At 60.8% G+C, this 15,173-nt stretch carries 16 protein-coding genes; 10 read left to right on the top strand and 6 right to left on the bottom strand.

The window, feature by feature from the left end; translation table 11 throughout:
* Positions 1-12: 12 nt before the first annotated feature.
* Positions 13-798 (bottom strand): transporter substrate-binding domain-containing protein, encoded by a 786-nt coding sequence (locus tag M5B98_RS07545; RefSeq protein ID WP_248742354.1) that lies wholly within the window; start codon positions 796-798, stop codon positions 13-15.
* A gap of 256 nt (positions 799-1,054) precedes the next feature.
* Between M5B98_RS07545 and M5B98_RS07540 the strand changes: the two genes are divergently transcribed.
* From M5B98_RS07540 to M5B98_RS07515, 6 genes are all read left to right on the top strand, one after another.
* Complete coding sequence (locus M5B98_RS07540; RefSeq protein WP_248742353.1) at positions 1,055-1,762, top strand: FadR/GntR family transcriptional regulator; 708 nt, start codon at positions 1,055-1,057, stop codon at positions 1,760-1,762.
* 120 nt (positions 1,763-1,882) lie between these two features.
* On the top strand, positions 1,883-2,212 hold the full coding sequence (gene trxA, locus M5B98_RS07535; protein WP_003206727.1) for a thioredoxin TrxA: 330 nt from the start codon (positions 1,883-1,885) through the stop codon (positions 2,210-2,212).
* Between the two features lie 250 nt (positions 2,213-2,462).
* Positions 2,463-3,722 (top strand): transcription termination factor Rho, encoded by a 1,260-nt coding sequence (rho, locus tag M5B98_RS07530; protein WP_007951825.1) that lies wholly within the window; start codon positions 2,463-2,465, stop codon positions 3,720-3,722.
* 172 nt (positions 3,723-3,894) lie between these two features.
* Positions 3,895-5,892, top strand: coding sequence for an acyltransferase family protein (locus M5B98_RS07525; protein WP_248742352.1), 1,998 nt, complete (start codon positions 3,895-3,897; stop codon positions 5,890-5,892).
* A gap of 69 nt (positions 5,893-5,961) precedes the next feature.
* Entirely contained in the window at positions 5,962-7,428 is a 1,467-nt protein-coding gene (ubiD, locus tag M5B98_RS07520; RefSeq protein WP_007951823.1) for a 4-hydroxy-3-polyprenylbenzoate decarboxylase, read from the top strand.
* Positions 7,428-8,396 (top strand): CDP-6-deoxy-delta-3,4-glucoseen reductase, encoded by a 969-nt coding sequence (locus M5B98_RS07515; RefSeq protein WP_085708962.1) that lies wholly within the window; start codon positions 7,428-7,430, stop codon positions 8,394-8,396. The genes ubiD and M5B98_RS07515 overlap by 1 nt, the downstream gene beginning before the upstream one ends.
* A 29-nt stretch (positions 8,397-8,425) precedes the next feature.
* Here the strand turns inward: M5B98_RS07515 and M5B98_RS07510 are convergent, their stop codons facing one another.
* On the bottom strand, positions 8,426-8,902 hold the full coding sequence (locus M5B98_RS07510; RefSeq protein ID WP_248742351.1) for a sn-glycerol-3-phosphate transporter: 477 nt from the start codon (positions 8,900-8,902) through the stop codon (positions 8,426-8,428).
* 355 nt (positions 8,903-9,257) lie between these two features.
* Between M5B98_RS07510 and M5B98_RS07505 the strand changes: the two genes are divergently transcribed.
* On the top strand, positions 9,258-9,926 hold the full coding sequence (locus tag M5B98_RS07505) for a gamma-glutamylcyclotransferase (RefSeq protein WP_085708964.1): 669 nt from the start codon (positions 9,258-9,260) through the stop codon (positions 9,924-9,926).
* Here M5B98_RS07505 and glpT read toward each other — a convergent pair.
* Positions 9,902-11,251 (bottom strand): glycerol-3-phosphate transporter, encoded by a 1,350-nt coding sequence (gene glpT, locus M5B98_RS07500; RefSeq protein ID WP_248742350.1) that lies wholly within the window; start codon positions 11,249-11,251, stop codon positions 9,902-9,904. The two genes, M5B98_RS07505 and glpT, sit on opposite strands and share 25 nt — an antisense overlap.
* 225 nt (positions 11,252-11,476) lie before the next feature.
* Here glpT and M5B98_RS07495 point away from each other — a divergent pair, with 225 nt between their 5' ends.
* Positions 11,477-12,109: a flagellar basal body-associated protein FliL gene (locus M5B98_RS07495; protein ID WP_248742349.1), complete on the top strand. Its 633-nt coding sequence runs from the start codon at positions 11,477-11,479 to the stop codon at positions 12,107-12,109.
* 14 nt (positions 12,110-12,123) lie between these two features.
* Here the strand turns inward: M5B98_RS07495 and M5B98_RS07490 are convergent, their stop codons facing one another.
* Positions 12,124-13,101 (bottom strand): NADPH:quinone oxidoreductase family protein, encoded by a 978-nt coding sequence (locus M5B98_RS07490; protein ID WP_248742348.1) that lies wholly within the window; start codon positions 13,099-13,101, stop codon positions 12,124-12,126.
* A 150-nt stretch (positions 13,102-13,251) separates the two neighbouring features.
* Between M5B98_RS07490 and M5B98_RS07485 the strand changes: the two genes are divergently transcribed.
* Positions 13,252-13,659 (top strand): flagellar basal body-associated protein FliL, encoded by a 408-nt coding sequence (locus M5B98_RS07485; RefSeq protein WP_065259922.1) that lies wholly within the window; start codon positions 13,252-13,254, stop codon positions 13,657-13,659.
* Between the two features lie 45 nt (positions 13,660-13,704).
* Here the strand turns inward: M5B98_RS07485 and M5B98_RS07480 are convergent, their stop codons facing one another.
* Positions 13,705-14,154, bottom strand: coding sequence for an EVE domain-containing protein (locus tag M5B98_RS07480; protein WP_248742347.1), 450 nt, complete (start codon positions 14,152-14,154; stop codon positions 13,705-13,707).
* 197 nt (positions 14,155-14,351) lie between these two features.
* On the opposite strand from M5B98_RS07480, the gene M5B98_RS07475 reads away from it, so the two are divergent.
* Entirely contained in the window at positions 14,352-14,507 is a 156-nt protein-coding gene (locus M5B98_RS07475) for a hypothetical protein (protein WP_007911192.1), read from the top strand.
* A gap of 37 nt (positions 14,508-14,544) precedes the next feature.
* Here the strand turns inward: M5B98_RS07475 and M5B98_RS07470 are convergent, their stop codons facing one another.
* Positions 14,545-15,150 carry a 5-formyltetrahydrofolate cyclo-ligase gene (locus M5B98_RS07470; protein WP_085708969.1) on the bottom strand — a complete coding sequence of 202 codons (606 nt, stop codon included), beginning with the start codon at positions 15,148-15,150 and terminating at the stop codon, positions 14,545-14,547.
* Positions 15,151-15,173 lie beyond the last annotated feature (23 nt).

Raw genomic sequence — 15,173 nt, 5'->3', positions numbered from 1 at the left:
CCGCGTCGCCGGTCAGAGGTCGGCCGGCAGCGGCTCTTTGAGCCAGGTCTGCGCGTTCTTTTCCAGCGCGCCGTCAGCCTTGGCGCTGGCCAGGATCTCGTTGACCTTGCCCAGCAGCGCCGGCTCGTTCTTGTTCACGCCGACGTAGACCGGCGAATCCTTGAGCTTGACCTTCAGCGCCGGTACGCGCTTCGGGCTCTTTTCGCTGATTGCGACCATCACCACGTTGCCGCTGGCGATCAGATCGACCTGGCCTGCGAGGTAGGCGGCGATGGTCGAGTTGTTGTCTTCGAAGCGCTTGATGGTCACGCCTTCGGGGGCGACCTTGGTCAGTTCGATGTCTTCGATGGCGCCACGGGTGACGCTGATGGTCTTGCCCTTGAGGTCGTCCAGGGTGCCGACGGCTGCCTCCGGCGGGCCGAATACAGCGAGGTAGAACGGCGCGTAGGCGCGGGAGAAATCGATGACCTTCTCGCGCTCGGGGTTCTTGCCGAGGCTGGAAATCACCAGATCGACCTTGCCGGTGGTCAGGAACGGGATGCGGTTGGTGCTGTTGACCGGGGTCAGTTCGAGTTTGACCTTGAGCTGCTCGGCCAACAGTTTCGCGGTGTCGATATCGAGGCCGCGCGGCTTCATGTCCGGGCCGACCGAGCCGAAGGGCGGGAAGTCCTGAGGCACGGCGACTTTCAGGGTGCCGCGTTTGACCACGTCGTCCAGACCGTCGGCATGGGCGGGGGCCTGGCTCAGCATCAGACCGGCAAACAGGGCGGCGAGGAGGGCGCTGTAACGCTTCGTCATGGACAATCTCCGGATCGGCGGGAAGTGAAATCTGCGATCGGACAGAGCACGGGCCGTGCCAAGCCAGCGGTCTGGCCCCGCAAAGCCACGGGTTTAGCGGGTTTGTTCGGTCTTACTGGTCTGAACAGTCAGGTCGGGTTTCGCACTGCGATAGCGCATCGATGCGCGCCGTCGAACCCCGCTGGGGCACGACTTGCCTGATGCCTCGAATAGCATTACAACTGGCCGCACCTTGGCCTGGTCCGTCTGGAAAACCATGAACTCGATCTCCCGCGCCGTACCCGAAGTGGCGCTGCAAGCGATCCGCAAACTGATTACCGAGCAGGGCTTCGGCCCCGGCGATGCGCTGCCCTCGCAACGGGATCTGGCGGTGCAGCTGGGGGTCAGCCGGGCGTCGCTGCGCGAGGCGTTGTCGTCCTTGAGTGCGCTGGGCGTTGTCAGTATCCAGCCGGGCAAGGGCGTATTCGTGCAGTCGCCGGTGGATTTGCCGCGCGGGGAGGGCACGCCGGCCTGGCCGTTCGCAGCCCAGGCCTCGCCGCTGGAGATCTTTCAGTTGCGTTATGCGCTGGAAGGCTTCGCGGCCGGGCTGGCGGCAGTGACGCTGAGCACGTTCGATCTGGACGAACTGGAAGACAACGTCGCCGCCATGCGTGAGCAACTGCGTGCCGGCGACTTCGAGGCGGCGGCGAAACTGGACTTCGAATTCCACCAGCGGATCCTGCGGGCCAGCGGCAATCAGGCGATGCTGAGCATCCTCACCGCCAGCGCCGAGATCTTTCTGGAGAGCCAGAAGCTACCGTTCATCCGCGCCGAACGGGCCATGGAAACCTGGCAGGAGCACCGCAAGATCCTCCGCGCCCTGGCGCGCCGGGCCTCCGCTGCCGCGCAGAAAGCCATGCAGGAGCATGTGCGCAACGCGGCGCTGCGTACCGGAATTTCCTTCATCGCCCCCGCCGGCGCGTGACTTGAGCTATACCCAAACTCATCGAGTGCCATAGCAAGACTCAATCATCTGCGGCTTCCTGAACAAGGGAAGGGCGGCTATGATGGGCCACGTTTTTTTGCTTACAACCTGGAGAATTCCATGAGCAGCGATCTGATCAAACACGTTAGCGACGCTAGCTTCGAAGCCGACGTACTCAAGGCCGAAGGCGCTGTCCTGGTCGACTACTGGGCTGAATGGTGCGGCCCTTGCAAAATGATCGCTCCGGTTCTGGACGAGATTGCAGAGACCTACAAAGGCAAGCTGACCGTTGCCAAACTGAACATCGACGAGAACCAGGAAACCCCGGCCAAGCACGGCGTACGTGGTATTCCTACCCTGATGCTGTTCAAGAACGGCAACGTGGAAGCGACCAAGGTCGGCGCTCTGTCGAAGTCGCAACTGGCTGCTTTCCTCGACGCCAACATCTAAGCGTCGCAGTAAAGATTGTCCTCAAAAAGCCCCGCAAATTGCGGGGCTTTTTGCGTATTCAGGGCTAGACGCTCCGAAACTCAGGTGATACATTCGGCCCCGCACTGGTTTCTCCACTGCCCCCTGCTAGCCGTCGCCGACGCACTCCTTTTCGAACAAGTACGCGATCCTGTCGCCTTCTCCGCGGCGCGGCCTCATTAAGCCAAAAGCTTAATTTCCCCCCCTCCATAAATGATTACGTCATTCCTATATGAATCTGACTGAACTCAAGCAAAAGCCGATTACCGAACTGCTCGAATTGGCCGAACAGATGGGCATAGAAAATATGGCCCGTTCGCGCAAGCAGGACGTGATTTTCTCCCTGCTGAAAAAGCACGCTAAAAGCGGTGAGGAAATCTCCGGTGATGGCGTGCTGGAGATTCTCCAGGACGGCTTCGGCTTCCTGCGCTCCGCTGACGCTTCCTACCTCGCCGGCCCTGACGACATCTACGTCTCGCCGAGCCAGATCCGCCGTTTCAACCTGCGCACCGGTGACACCATCGTTGGCAAGATCCGGCCGCCGAAGGAAGGCGAGCGTTATTTCGCCCTGCTCAAGGTCGACACGATCAACTTCGATCGCCCTGAGAACGCGAAGAACAAGATTCTCTTCGAGAACCTGACCCCGCTGTTCCCGAACGTGCGCATGAAGATGGAAGCCGGCAACGGTTCCACCGAAGACCTGACCGGTCGTGTGATCGATCTGTGCGCCCCGATCGGCAAAGGCCAGCGTGGTCTGATCGTTGCTCCGCCGAAAGCCGGTAAAACGATCATGCTGCAGAACATCGCAGCGAACATTGCCCGTAACAACCCTGAAGTTCACCTGATCGTGCTGTTGATCGACGAGCGTCCGGAAGAAGTGACCGAAATGCAGCGCACCGTGCGCGGCGAAGTGGTTGCCTCGACCTTCGACGAGCCGCCGACCCGTCACGTGCAGGTTGCTGAAATGGTGATCGAGAAGGCCAAGCGCCTGGTCGAACACAAGAAGGACGTGGTGATCCTGCTCGACTCCATCACCCGTCTGGCCCGTGCCTACAACACCGTGATCCCGAGCTCCGGCAAGGTGCTGACCGGTGGTGTCGATGCCCACGCCCTGGAGAAGCCGAAGCGTTTCTTCGGTGCCGCGCGTAACATCGAAGAAGGCGGCTCGCTGACCATTATCGCCACCGCGCTGGTTGAAACCGGCTCGAAGATGGACGAAGTGATCTACGAAGAGTTCAAGGGTACCGGCAACATGGAGCTGCCTCTGGACCGTCGCATCGCCGAGAAGCGTGTGTTCCCGGCCATCAACATCAACAAGTCCGGCACTCGCCGTGAAGAGTTGCTGACTGCTGACGATGAACTGCAGCGTATGTGGATCCTGCGCAAGCTGCTGCACCCGATGGACGAAGTGGCGGCCATCGAGTTCCTGGTCGACAAGCTGAAAACGACCAAGACCAACGACGAATTCTTCCTGTCGATGAAGCGCAAGTAACATCGTCGGTCGAGTCTGAAAATGGCGTCCCTCAGGGGGCGCCATTTTTTTTGCCCGTTTTTTGTCCGGGCTTTGGGAGGTTTGCGATCTGGTAAGGTCAGTGTTTTGGCAAAACAACAGGCAGTCCCCGAGGCTGTACAAAAAATAACCATCTGATTGGCATCAAGGATTTATGAGCACTCTCGCTTATCGAAGGGATATCGACGGCTTGCGCGCAGTCGCAGTGATTGCCGTGGTGCTGTTCCACTTTGGCGTCCCGGGATTCACCGGCGGATTTGTCGGTGTGGACGTGTTTTTTGTGATTTCCGGCTACCTGATCACCTCGATCATCTGGAACCAGCGCCAGGCCGGGCGTTTCAGCTTCGTCGAGTTCTGGGCCCGGCGTGCCCGGCGGATCCTGCCGGCGCTGTTTGCGATGATCATCGCGGTGCTGGCAGTGGGCTGGTTCCTGCTGGCGCCCAAGGACTACGAAGAGCTCGGACGCTCGGTGCGCTACCAGGTGACTTTCGTCTCGAACATCCTGTTCATGCGTCAGGACGGCTATTTCGACGTCGCGTCGGATCTCAAGCCACTGCTGCACACCTGGTCGCTGGCGGTGGAAGAGCAGTTCTACATCCTTTTCCCGCTGTTGCTGACCGTGCTGTCGAGCCGATTGAAACACTGGCGGCTGGCGCTGTTCGGCGTATTGCTGCTGTCCTTCGGGCTGAGCGTCTGGGCGGTCCAGCATTATCCGGAGAAGGCGTTCTTCCTGTTGCCGATGCGGGCGTGGGAGTTGCTGGCCGGTGCGATGCTTGCGGTAGCGCCCCGACATTCATGGCGCCTCAATCCGATGGCCGCGCAGTGGCTGAGCCTGCTCGGTATGGCGTTGATCCTGCTGGCTGTCTTCGGGTACGACAAACGCACGCCGTTTCCCGGTATCGCTGCGCTGTTACCGGTGCTGGGCGTGGTGGCACTCATTCTGGCCAACGGTCATCGAGAGACGCTAGTTGGTCAATTCCTGAGCAGTCGGGTGATGGTCGGCCTCGGCCTGATTTCCTATTCCTGGTACTTGTGGCATTGGCCGGTGTTCGTGTTTTCCAGCTATGCCAGCGTCGAGGAGCCGGGTGTGCCGGACATCGCAGGGTTGATCCTGTTGACGCTGGTGCTGGGTTACCTGTCATGGAAATTCGTCGAAACGCCGTTCCGCGAGCGTCGCCTGCTGGCCGGGCGTCGACAGGTTCTGCTGGCCGGCTTCTGCGGCATCCTGGTGCTCGGACTGGCCGGGCAAGCCCTGCGCTGGACCGATGGCATGCCGTCCCGTCTGTCCGAACAGGCGCTGCAATATGCCAGGGGCCACGAGTGGCGGCCGGAGCTGATGGCGTGCCTGACGGATGACAAGGCACCGGACGACAAGTTGTTCTGCCATTACGGCGTGGAAAACCTGCCAGCCCAGGCAATGGTCTGGGGCGACAGCCACGCTACGGCATTCATTCCAGTGCTGGAGGACGGTGCGCAAGCCCATGGCGTCAGCGTGATCCTCGCCAGCTCTGCCGGTTGTATTCCGGTCGAGGGGCTGGAAACCGATGCGGCCTGCACGCATTTCAATCGGCGCGTCGAGCAGCGGCTGAGCGCGCAACGTATCAGCGATGTGGTGCTGGTCGCGCGTTGGAGCCTCTATCTGTATGGCGACGCCAAAGGCGATCTCGACCACGCGCTCAGAAAGCCGGATGGCAAATACGACCGTGCCGTCGCTGAGCAACGTCTGGCCGAAGGCTTGCGCGCGCAGCTTGCTCAATTGCGCGAGGGCGGGCATCGGGTCTGGCTGGTGAAAGAGGCGCCGTTACAGGCGTTCAGCCCGCCGTATCGCCTGACACGCCTTGCAATGCTGGGCCATCCGGTGGATAGCGTCGGTCTGGCCATCGGCGAGCATGACAAGCGCCAGGCATTTATCAGCCGCTTATTTGCCCAGTTGGCGCAGGATCCGATGGTGCGGGTGATCGACCCGGCGCCACGGCTGTGCGATGAAAACGGTCTGTGTCGCGCCGAGCTCGACGGCTATTCGCTGTACAAGGATGACAATCACCTGTCGGAAGTAGGTGCGCGATACGTGGCACCGATCCTCGAACCGCTGTTTGTCAGCCTGCAGGCCGGCAAAAATCCGGGTAACGGCCAGGTGAATGCAGCCAAGTAAGCAGTGACGGGCTGCCAGCGACCGGCATAGCAGGTAGGATGTACGCCTATTTTGAGGGTGCCATCGTCAATGAAATTCAAGGATCTTCGGGATTTCGTGCAGCAGCTTGAGCAGCGCGGAGAGTTGAAACGCATCCAGATTCCCGTCTCGCCGGTGCTGGAAATGACCGAGGTGTGCGACCGCACACTGCGGGCCAAGGGCCCGGCGCTGTTATTCGAGAAGCCGACCGGTTACGACATCCCGGTGCTCGGTAATCTGTTCGGCACCCCCGAGCGGGTGGCCATGGGCATGGGCGCCGAGTCCGTCAGCGAGCTGCGCGAGATCGGCAAGCTGCTGGCGTTCCTCAAGGAGCCGGAGCCGCCGAAGGGCTTGAAGGACGCTTGGTCGAAGCTGCCGATCTTCCGCAAGATCATTGCGATGGCGCCGAAAGTCGTCAAAGACGCACCCTGCCAGGAAGTGGTCATCGAAGGCGATGACGTCGATCTGGCGATGCTGCCGGTGCAGACCTGCTGGCCGGGTGACGTGGCGCCGCTGATCACCTGGGGCCTGACGGTCACCAAAGGCCCGAACAAGGACCGGCAGAACCTCGGCATCTACCGTCAGCAAGTGATCGGCCGCAACAAGGTCATCATGCGCTGGCTCAGCCACCGTGGCGGTGCGCTGGATTTCCGTGAGTGGTGCGAGAAGCACCCGGGCCAGCCGTTCCCGGTGTCCGTGGCCCTCGGCGCCGATCCGGCGACCATTCTCGGCGCCGTCACCCCGGTGCCGGACAGCCTCTCCGAATACGCCTTCGCCGGTCTGTTGCGCGACAGTCGCACGGAGCTGGTCAAGTGCCGCGGCAACGACCTGCAAGTGCCGGCCACCGCCGAGATCATCCTTGAAGGTGTGATCCATCCGGGCGAGATGGCCGACGAAGGCCCGTACGGAGACCACACCGGCTACTACAACGAAGTCGACAGCTTCCCGGTGTTCACCGTCGAGCGCATCACTCACCGGATCAAACCGATCTACCACAGCACCTACACCGGCCGTCCGCCGGATGAGCCGGCGATTCTCGGCGTGGCGCTGAACGAAGTGTTCGTGCCGATCCTGCAGAAGCAGTTCCCGGAGATCACCGACTTCTACCTGCCGCCGGAAGGCTGCTCGTACCGCATGGCCGTGGTGACGATGAAGAAGTCGTATCCGGGCCACGCCAAGCGCGTGATGCTGGGTGTCTGGTCGTTTTTGCGACAGTTCATGTACACCAAGTTCGTTATCGTCACCGACGACGATATCAACGCGCGGGACTGGAACGACGTGATCTGGGCCATCACCACGCGCATGGACCCCAAGCGCGACACGGTGATGATCGACAACACGCCGATCGACTACCTCGACTTCGCTTCGCCGGTGTCGGGACTTGGCTCGAAAATGGGCCTGGATGCCACCCACAAGTGGCCGGGCGAAACCACTCGCGAATGGGGCCGCGTCATCGTCAAGGATGATGCCGTCACCCAACGGATCGATGCCATCTGGAATCAGTTAGGAATAGATTGATGCGTGTAACCCTGCAGCCCTCCGGAGCGGTGCTCGAGATACGGCCCGGAGAGCGGATTCTCGATGGTGCGCGGCGCCTGGGCTACGAATGCCCGCAAAGCTGCCGCAACGGCAATTGTCATGTATGCGCAGCGCTGCTGGTGGAAGGCCGGGTCGAACAGGCCGGCAAGGTGCATGACCACGGCGAGTTCTACACTTGCATAGCGCAGCCGCTGGAAGACTGCATCCTGCTGTGGGATGGCGTGCTTGCGCTGGGAGAACTGCCGGTGCGCAGCCTGTCGTGTCAGGTCATCGAATGCCGGGACGTCGGTGGCGATACCTGGCGCGTGCGCCTGCGGGCGCCGGCCGGCAAGCCGCCGCGTTATCACGCCGGCCAGTACCTGATGATCGAGCGCGAGAGCGGCGAGAAATCAGCCTTTTCCATGGCCTCGGCGCCCCACGGCGGGCGAGATCTGGAAATCCACGTCCTGGCGCGCGAAGCCAGTGCCTTGAGCCTGATCGAGCAACTGCAGCGCAATTCGATGGTGCGGGTCGAGCTGCCGTTCGGTGACACCCATCTCGCGGAATTGCCGGACGGACCGCTGGTGCTGATCGCCGCCGGCACCGGCATGGGCCAGATCCACAGCCTGATCGAACATTGCCGGGCCAACGGCTTCAAGCATCCGGTGCATTTGTACTGGGGCGTGCGTCGTCCGGAAGATTTCTATGAAATCGAGCATTGGGACGAATGGCTGAAGCTGCCCAACCTGTTTCTGCACAAGGTCGTCAGCGACCAGTGCGGCTGGGAAGGGCGCTGCGGGATGTTGCATGAGGCGGTGTGCGAAGACTTCCCGGATCTGAAATCCCTGCATGTCTACGCCAGCGGCTCGCCGGCGATGGTTTACGGCACCCTGGATGCGCTGGTGGAAGCCGGGATGGATGCCCACCAGATGCGCGCCGACGTGTTTGCGTATGCGCCGCGCTCTTGAGCCGCGCTCTTGAGTCTGCCTGAGTCGCTTTAGAAGCGTACGCCCGTCGTCACCATGGCCGCATTGGCGCCGAGAAACACCAGCTCGGCGCCCAGCGGGCCATAGTGGGTGCCGACCGACGGAATGATCACCGGTGCAACGCCGAAGTGATTGAGCGGGATCTTGTCCTTGTAGTCACCCCGATAGCCCTGCAGCAACCCGCCCGTGAGTTTCACGTACACCGGATAATCGGCGCTCTCGAAGCGTTTGCCGGCATAGGCGTAATTGGAGCGCTGACTGAACGAGTTACGGAAAGTTGCCCCGCCAAATACCCAGCCGGAAGCCTGATTGCGTTCAATGCCGATCAAGTCCTGATGATTATTGTGTTCGGGGTCGGGTGAGTAATGTTTGGTGTAGACACTGGTTTGTGCGTACCAGAAACCTTTGTCTTCTTGCGAGTCATCCGTAGCCAGTGCCTGGCCGGTCTGAACCAATAAAAGTGCGGCCAAAAGCCTGGTTGTGTTCATCGTGCAGCCTCGGTTGAACGGGTTGGCTTGCGCCAGAGGAAAGCCGTTTTACGCAGGCGATCAGCGACGGTAAATATGGGAAGTCCGAAATTTTAGTAGGAAAAATCCCGAGACTTCATGAACGAATCCTGAACGAAGAGAGGGCTTAACGATATTTCATTCGGGTATTTAAGATATCCGCGCAATGGTATTAGGCTATATCAAACAAGATAGCCCTCGCGGATAACCCCGAATTAGCGCTATCAAAGGTGTCATACATCCTTTAGCACTTTTCGTTTTACAGTTACTGCTATATGTTCTATCAAGCGAATTGTGCTTACATCTTGTAATACTTGCGGGGCCGAACACTTCCGTCATGACAGCCATAGAATCTGCTTTTCTGAATCTGGCTTACCCTCCGCGGCTCGATCTGGGTCCGCAGCTGACTCACGAACAACTTCTCGCTTCCATGCAATCGACCATGGCGCGCCACAAGGGCGGGCCGGTGTGGCTGTTCGCGTATGGTTCGCTGATCTGGCGGCCGGAGTGTTCGGCGGTGGAGCGGGTACGCGGACGGGTGCATGGCTACCATCGCGGCTTGTACCTGTGGTCCCACGAACATCGCGGTACGCCGGAAATGCCGGGGCTGGTATTCGGTCTGGATCGCGGCGGTTCGTGCAGCGGCTTTGCCTACCGGTTGCCGGAAGACAATCTCGACAGTGCGCTGTATGCGCTGTGGAAACGCGAGATGCCGTTCCCGTCCTATCGCCCGCACTGGCTCAACTGCCGTCTCGAAGATGGCAGCCAGGTACAGGCCTTGGGATTCGTGTTGGAGCGACACCTGCCCAGCTATGCCGGCAATCTGCCGGATCACGTGCTGAGCCAGGTGTTCGAAAGCGCTTGCGGGCGTTACGGCACCACTCGCGATTATGTCGAGCAGACCGCCCACGCCCTGCGCAGCCACGCCATGCCAGACCGGAATCTGGAGGCGCGGCTCAAGCGCTGCAAGTCAAAAGCCGATCAGGCGACTGCTTCGCGGCTCTGACTGGCGACTTGCTTGTGCCACAGGGTCGGGGCCAGGAAGGCCATCGACAGCAGGCAAGCGCCCACCAGCAGCACGAAACCGCCATCCCAACCGAAGTGGTCCACGGTGTAGCCCATGGCGGCACTGGCCGCGACCGAACCACCCAGATAACCGAACAGACCGGTGAAGCCTGCGGCAGTGCCAGCGGCTTTCTTCGGTGCCAGTTCCAGCGCCTGCAGACCGATCAGCATCACCGGGCCGTAGATCAGGAAGCCGATGGAGAACAGCGCGATCATGTCGACGGTCGGGTTGCCGGCCGGGTTCAGCCAGTAAACCAGCGTCGCCACGGTCACCAGGGCCATGAACACCATGCCGGTCAGGCCACGGTTGCCACGGAAGATCTTGTCCGACATCCAGCCGCACAGCAGCGTGCCCGGAATGCCCGCCCACTCATAGAAGAAGTAGGCCCACGAAGTCTTGTCGACGTCGAAGTGCTTGGCTTCCTTGAGGTAGGTCGGCGCCCAGTCCAGTACGCCGTAGCGCAGCAGGTAGACGAACACGTTGGCCATGGCGATGTACCAGAGCATTTTGTTGCGCAGCACGTATTTGACGAAGATTTCCTTGGCGCTGAATTCGTCTTCGTGGCTGGCGTCGTAGCCTTCCGGGTAGTCGTTCTTGTACTTCTCGATTGGCGGCAGACCAACCGATTGCGGAGTGTCACGCATGGTGATGAAGGCAAATGCCGCCACCGCCAGGGCTACCGCCGCCGGTACATAGAACGCGGCGTGCCAGTCGTTGAACAGGCCCATGCCGATCAGGAACAGCGGGCCGATCAGGCCGCCGCCGACGTTGTGCGCCACGTTCCACACGGACACCACACCGCCGCGTTCCTTCTGCGACCACCAGTGCACCATGGTCCGTCCGCTCGGCGGCCAGCCCATGCCCTGGGCCCAGCCGTTGATGAACAGCAGGATGAACATCATGGTCACGCTGGACGTTGCCCAAGGTGCGAAACCGAAAATGAACATCACCCCCGCCGAAACCAGCAGGCCGAACGGCAGGAAGTAGCGCGGGTTGGAACGGTCGGAGACCAGGCCCATGAGGAACTTGGACAAACCGTAGGCAATGGCGATGGCCGACATCGCCAGACCCAGTTCGCCACGGGTGTAACCCTCGTCGATCAGGTACGGCATGGCCAGGGAGAAGTTTTTGCGCAGCAGGTAATAACCCGCGTAGCCAAAGAAGATACCGGCGAAGATCTGCCAGCGCAGGCGTCGGTAGGTACTGTCTATTTTTTCTTCAGGCAATGGAGCCTGATGTGCGGCAGGTCGAAAGAAAGCAAACATTCAAGAGCTCCAGATTTCTTGTTTTGACTGCGGATACGAATGTTACAGTTTCGTTACCGAAAATAGCACCGGTTCGCATCGGCAAAACAGCGGAAAATGTTGGAAGTCGCGCGTTCTTTTACGAACCTGTCGCTCTCCTGTAAGAACAGGGCGTTTTCACCACTTATGAACATGGGCTGGCATAGACTCGCGATCCGTCGATCGACTGATCAGCAGAGATGAATGATGGCTTTGAAGGTTCGCATGCTCATGCGCCGATTATTGGCGGCGGCGGTTATCGCCGTTGCGGTGCTGGGATTGATTTACGCCGATCACCCTGCCCAGTCCGGGTTGCGCAATGCAACCGTGCTGATCATCCGCCATGCGGAGAAGCCGACTGAAGGCTCGGTGCTCAATGCCCGGGGCGAAGAGCGGGCTCGCGCCTACGCCGACTACTTCAATCCATTGAAGCTCGATGGCCAGACGCTGACCCCGGAACGGCTGATTGCCGCCGGCGACACTCCCGAGAGCTCCCGCTCACGTTTGACCCTGACCCCGCTGGCCGAGCGCCTGAATCTGTCTATCGAGCAGCCTTACATCAACGGCGACGTGCATGAACTGGTCAAGCTGTTGCGCAAGAGCAATCAGGCGCCGGTCATCCTGATCGCCTGGCACCACGGGCGCATCAACAAGCTGATCAGCGCGTTCGGCGGCGACAGCACGGCCCTGATGGGCCAGAAGAAATGGCCGGACGAGGTGTACGACTGGATGCTCGTGCTGCGTTTCGATGACAAGGGCCAGATCATCAAGGCTGATAGCCGGAAGGTTCTGGAGCACCTGTTGCCGGGCGACGCTGTGGATTCTCCCGGCAACAATTGACGGCTCCGAGGTGCTCAGCGCACCTGCACCACAACCTTGCCCACTGCCTTGCGCTGCCCAAGATCATTGATCGCCTGTGACGCCTTACTCAGCGGATAGACCTGCGACACCAGCGGCTTCAGCTTGCCTTCGGCGAACCAGCCGAACAGTTGCTGGAAGTTCGCAGCGTTGTCCTGCGGCTGGCGCTGCGCGAAGGAGCCCCAGAACACGCCGAGCACCGCTGCACCCTTGAGCAGGGCGAGGTTGACCGGCAGTTCGGGGATGCGTCCGCTGGCGAAACCGACCACCAGCAGGCGGCCGTTCCAGGCGATGGCGCGGATGGCCTGGTCGAACAGGTCGCCGCCGACCGGGTCGTAGATCACGTCGGCACCCTGGCCGTCGGTCAGGCGTTTGATTTCGTCCTTGAGGCTGGTTTCGCTGTAGTTGATCAACTCGTCTGCACCAGCGGCCTTGGCCACGGCGAGCTTCTCGGCGCTGCTGGCGGCGGCGATAACCCGGGCGCCCATGGCTTTGCCGATCTCCACGGCAGCCAGGCCGACACCTCCGGAGGCACCGAGCACCAAGAGAGTTTCCCCCGGTTGCAGGTTGCCGCGCTGTTTGAGGGCGTGCATCGACGTGCCGTAAGTCATGCTGAAGGCGGCGGCGGTGTTGAAATCCATCGACGGCGGAATCGGCAGCACGTTATAGCCCGGCACCGCCACCTGCTCGGCGAAGCTGCCCCAGCCGGTCAGGGCCATGACCCGGTCGCCAATCTTGAGGTGACTGATCTTTTCGCCGACTTCGCGGACCACGCCAGCCGCTTCGCCACCCGGCGAGAACGGGAAGGGCGGCTTGAACTGGTACTTGCCCTCGATGATCAGCGTGTCCGGGAAGTTGACCCCGGCGGCGTGCACGTCCAGCAGGATTTCATTCTTCTTCGCGACAGGACTGGCGACGTCTTCCAGCACCAGCGATTCGGCAGGGCCGAAGGCTTTGCACAGCACGGCTTTCATCAGGGCTATTCCTTTGGGAGTGATGGCCGATAAGTGTAGGTGTGGCAGTCAACGGGTCAACGAGCATGCCCGGCCCTGATAGTCCGCCATAAGCTTGTGCTTGCGCGGCGGGTCGTTATGCTAGGCCGCAAACCGGATAAGGAGCGAATTGTGAAAGCGTGGATCATGTTGTTGCTGGCCCTGTCTCTGCCTGTGGCAGCGCTGGCCGAAGAAGCCAAAGAAGGCGAGGCGCCGAAGGTCAACTACATCACCCTGAGTCCGCCGTTCGTGGGCAACTACGGGCTGGACGGCACGCCGAAGCTCAAGGTCTACAAGGCCGACGTGGCGTTGCGGGTGACCGGCGACGAGGCAACCAAACTGGTCAAGGCCAACGAGCCGCTGATCCGCAATCAGCTTGTGGCGCTGTTCACTCAGCAGACCACCGACGCGATGGGCAGCATCGAAGGCAAGGAAAAGCTGCGTCAGGAAGCCTTGAAGCAGACCCAGCAAGTGATGAATGACGAGACCGGCAAGCCGGTGGTCGAGGATCTGTTGTTCAACAACCTGATCATTCAGTAAGGCTGGACTCGCAGGAGTCGGATTCCGGCTCCTGCGAAGACGCGGTCAAAGCAACGCGATAACCGCCGCCCATTGTTCGGCCGTCACCGGCATCACCGACAGCCGCGAGCCCTTCTGCACCAGTGGCATCTCGGCCAGCGCGGTCTGCTGCTTCAGGTAATCCAGCTTCAACACCCGGGCGAACGTCTCGACATGGGCGACATCGATCGCGCTCCAGGCGTTTTTCTCCGGCGTGGCTTTGGGGTCGAAGTAATGGCTTTCCGGTTCCAGTGCGGTGGGATCCGGGTACGCGGCCTCGATGATCCTGCCGATTCCGGCAATCCCCGGCTCAGGGCAGCTGGAGTGATAGAAAAAGAACTCATCCCCCACTGCCATGGCCCGCAGGAAGTTGCGCGCCTGGTAGTTGCGTACCCCGTCCCAGCGCGCCTTGCCGAGTTTTTCCAGACCCTTGATCGAGAGTTCGTCGGGCTCGGATTTCATCAGCCAGTAGGCCATGGTGGTTGCTCCTGAAACGGTCATTGGGCAGGTTGTCGGGCAATTTTATGACAAACCGACAGTCGGTTGACGCCAGCATTTGCGCAGAGGTTCACGTTGTCGCAAAATGCCGGCCTTTAAAGCTTGACGCTGCTGCACGGCCTACGAATGGAAACCGCTGCTGTCATCGTGATGATGTGCCTTGAGGGGGGCAATCGATGAAACGCAAACCGGATTTGCTGTGGACTTTGGTGATTTTGTTCGGCCTTGGCGTCGTGACCACCGGTTATGCGCAAAGTCTGTGGGCCAACAAGGCCGATGCTCCGATTGAAGTGGCGCAACAAGTACAGCAGTCGACAGCGTTCAAACGCTGATCCTGTCTTCCCGACGCCGCTGATTCCCTCGCGGCGTCTATCCTGCGAAATACCACGCCTTGTCGGTCACCGTTCCCTGCAACGGTACATCCCAGCTGGCCTGCGCCAGTCGTTCGACTTTCTGACATTCATGGGCCAGGCCCAATAGCGTCGGCTTGCGCCAGTTCTGGCGTCGGGCCAGGTACGCGAGGCTGCGGTCGTAGAATCCGCCGCCCATCCCCAGTCGTCCGCCGACATCGTCAAACCCTACCAATGGCAACAACACCAGATCCAGTGCCCATATCTTGCGCTGACGGGCGACATTGACTCGAGGCTCAAGAATTCGGAAGCGGTTGGGCCGCAGCTTTTCGCCGGGGCGGATCTGCTGAAAGACCATTTTGGTCCGCGGCCAGGCACTCAACACCGGCAGGTAGGTTTTTTTGCCGCGGCGCTGGGCGGCACGCAGCAACAGGCGCGGGTCGATCTCACCGTCGGTGGGCAGGTACAGGGAAATGTGTTTCGCCCGGCGAAATTGCGGGTCCTGCGCGAGTTGTTTGTACAGACCTTCGGCGGCCGCGCGTTGCTGACTTGGCGTCAAGGAGCGGCGGGCCTTGCGCAGCAGGCGGCGCAGTTGGGGACGGGGCAGCAGCGCGGGTTCGGTCATGGTCGGCTTCGGCAGGGTGGGAC

This window comes from Pseudomonas sp. MWU12-3088, assembly GCF_023242405.1.
Classification (GTDB): Bacteria; Pseudomonadota; Gammaproteobacteria; order Pseudomonadales; family Pseudomonadaceae; genus Aquipseudomonas; species Aquipseudomonas kribbensis.
Note: the sequence above shows the minus strand (reverse complement) of the source record. Positions and strands in the feature narration are given on the sequence as shown.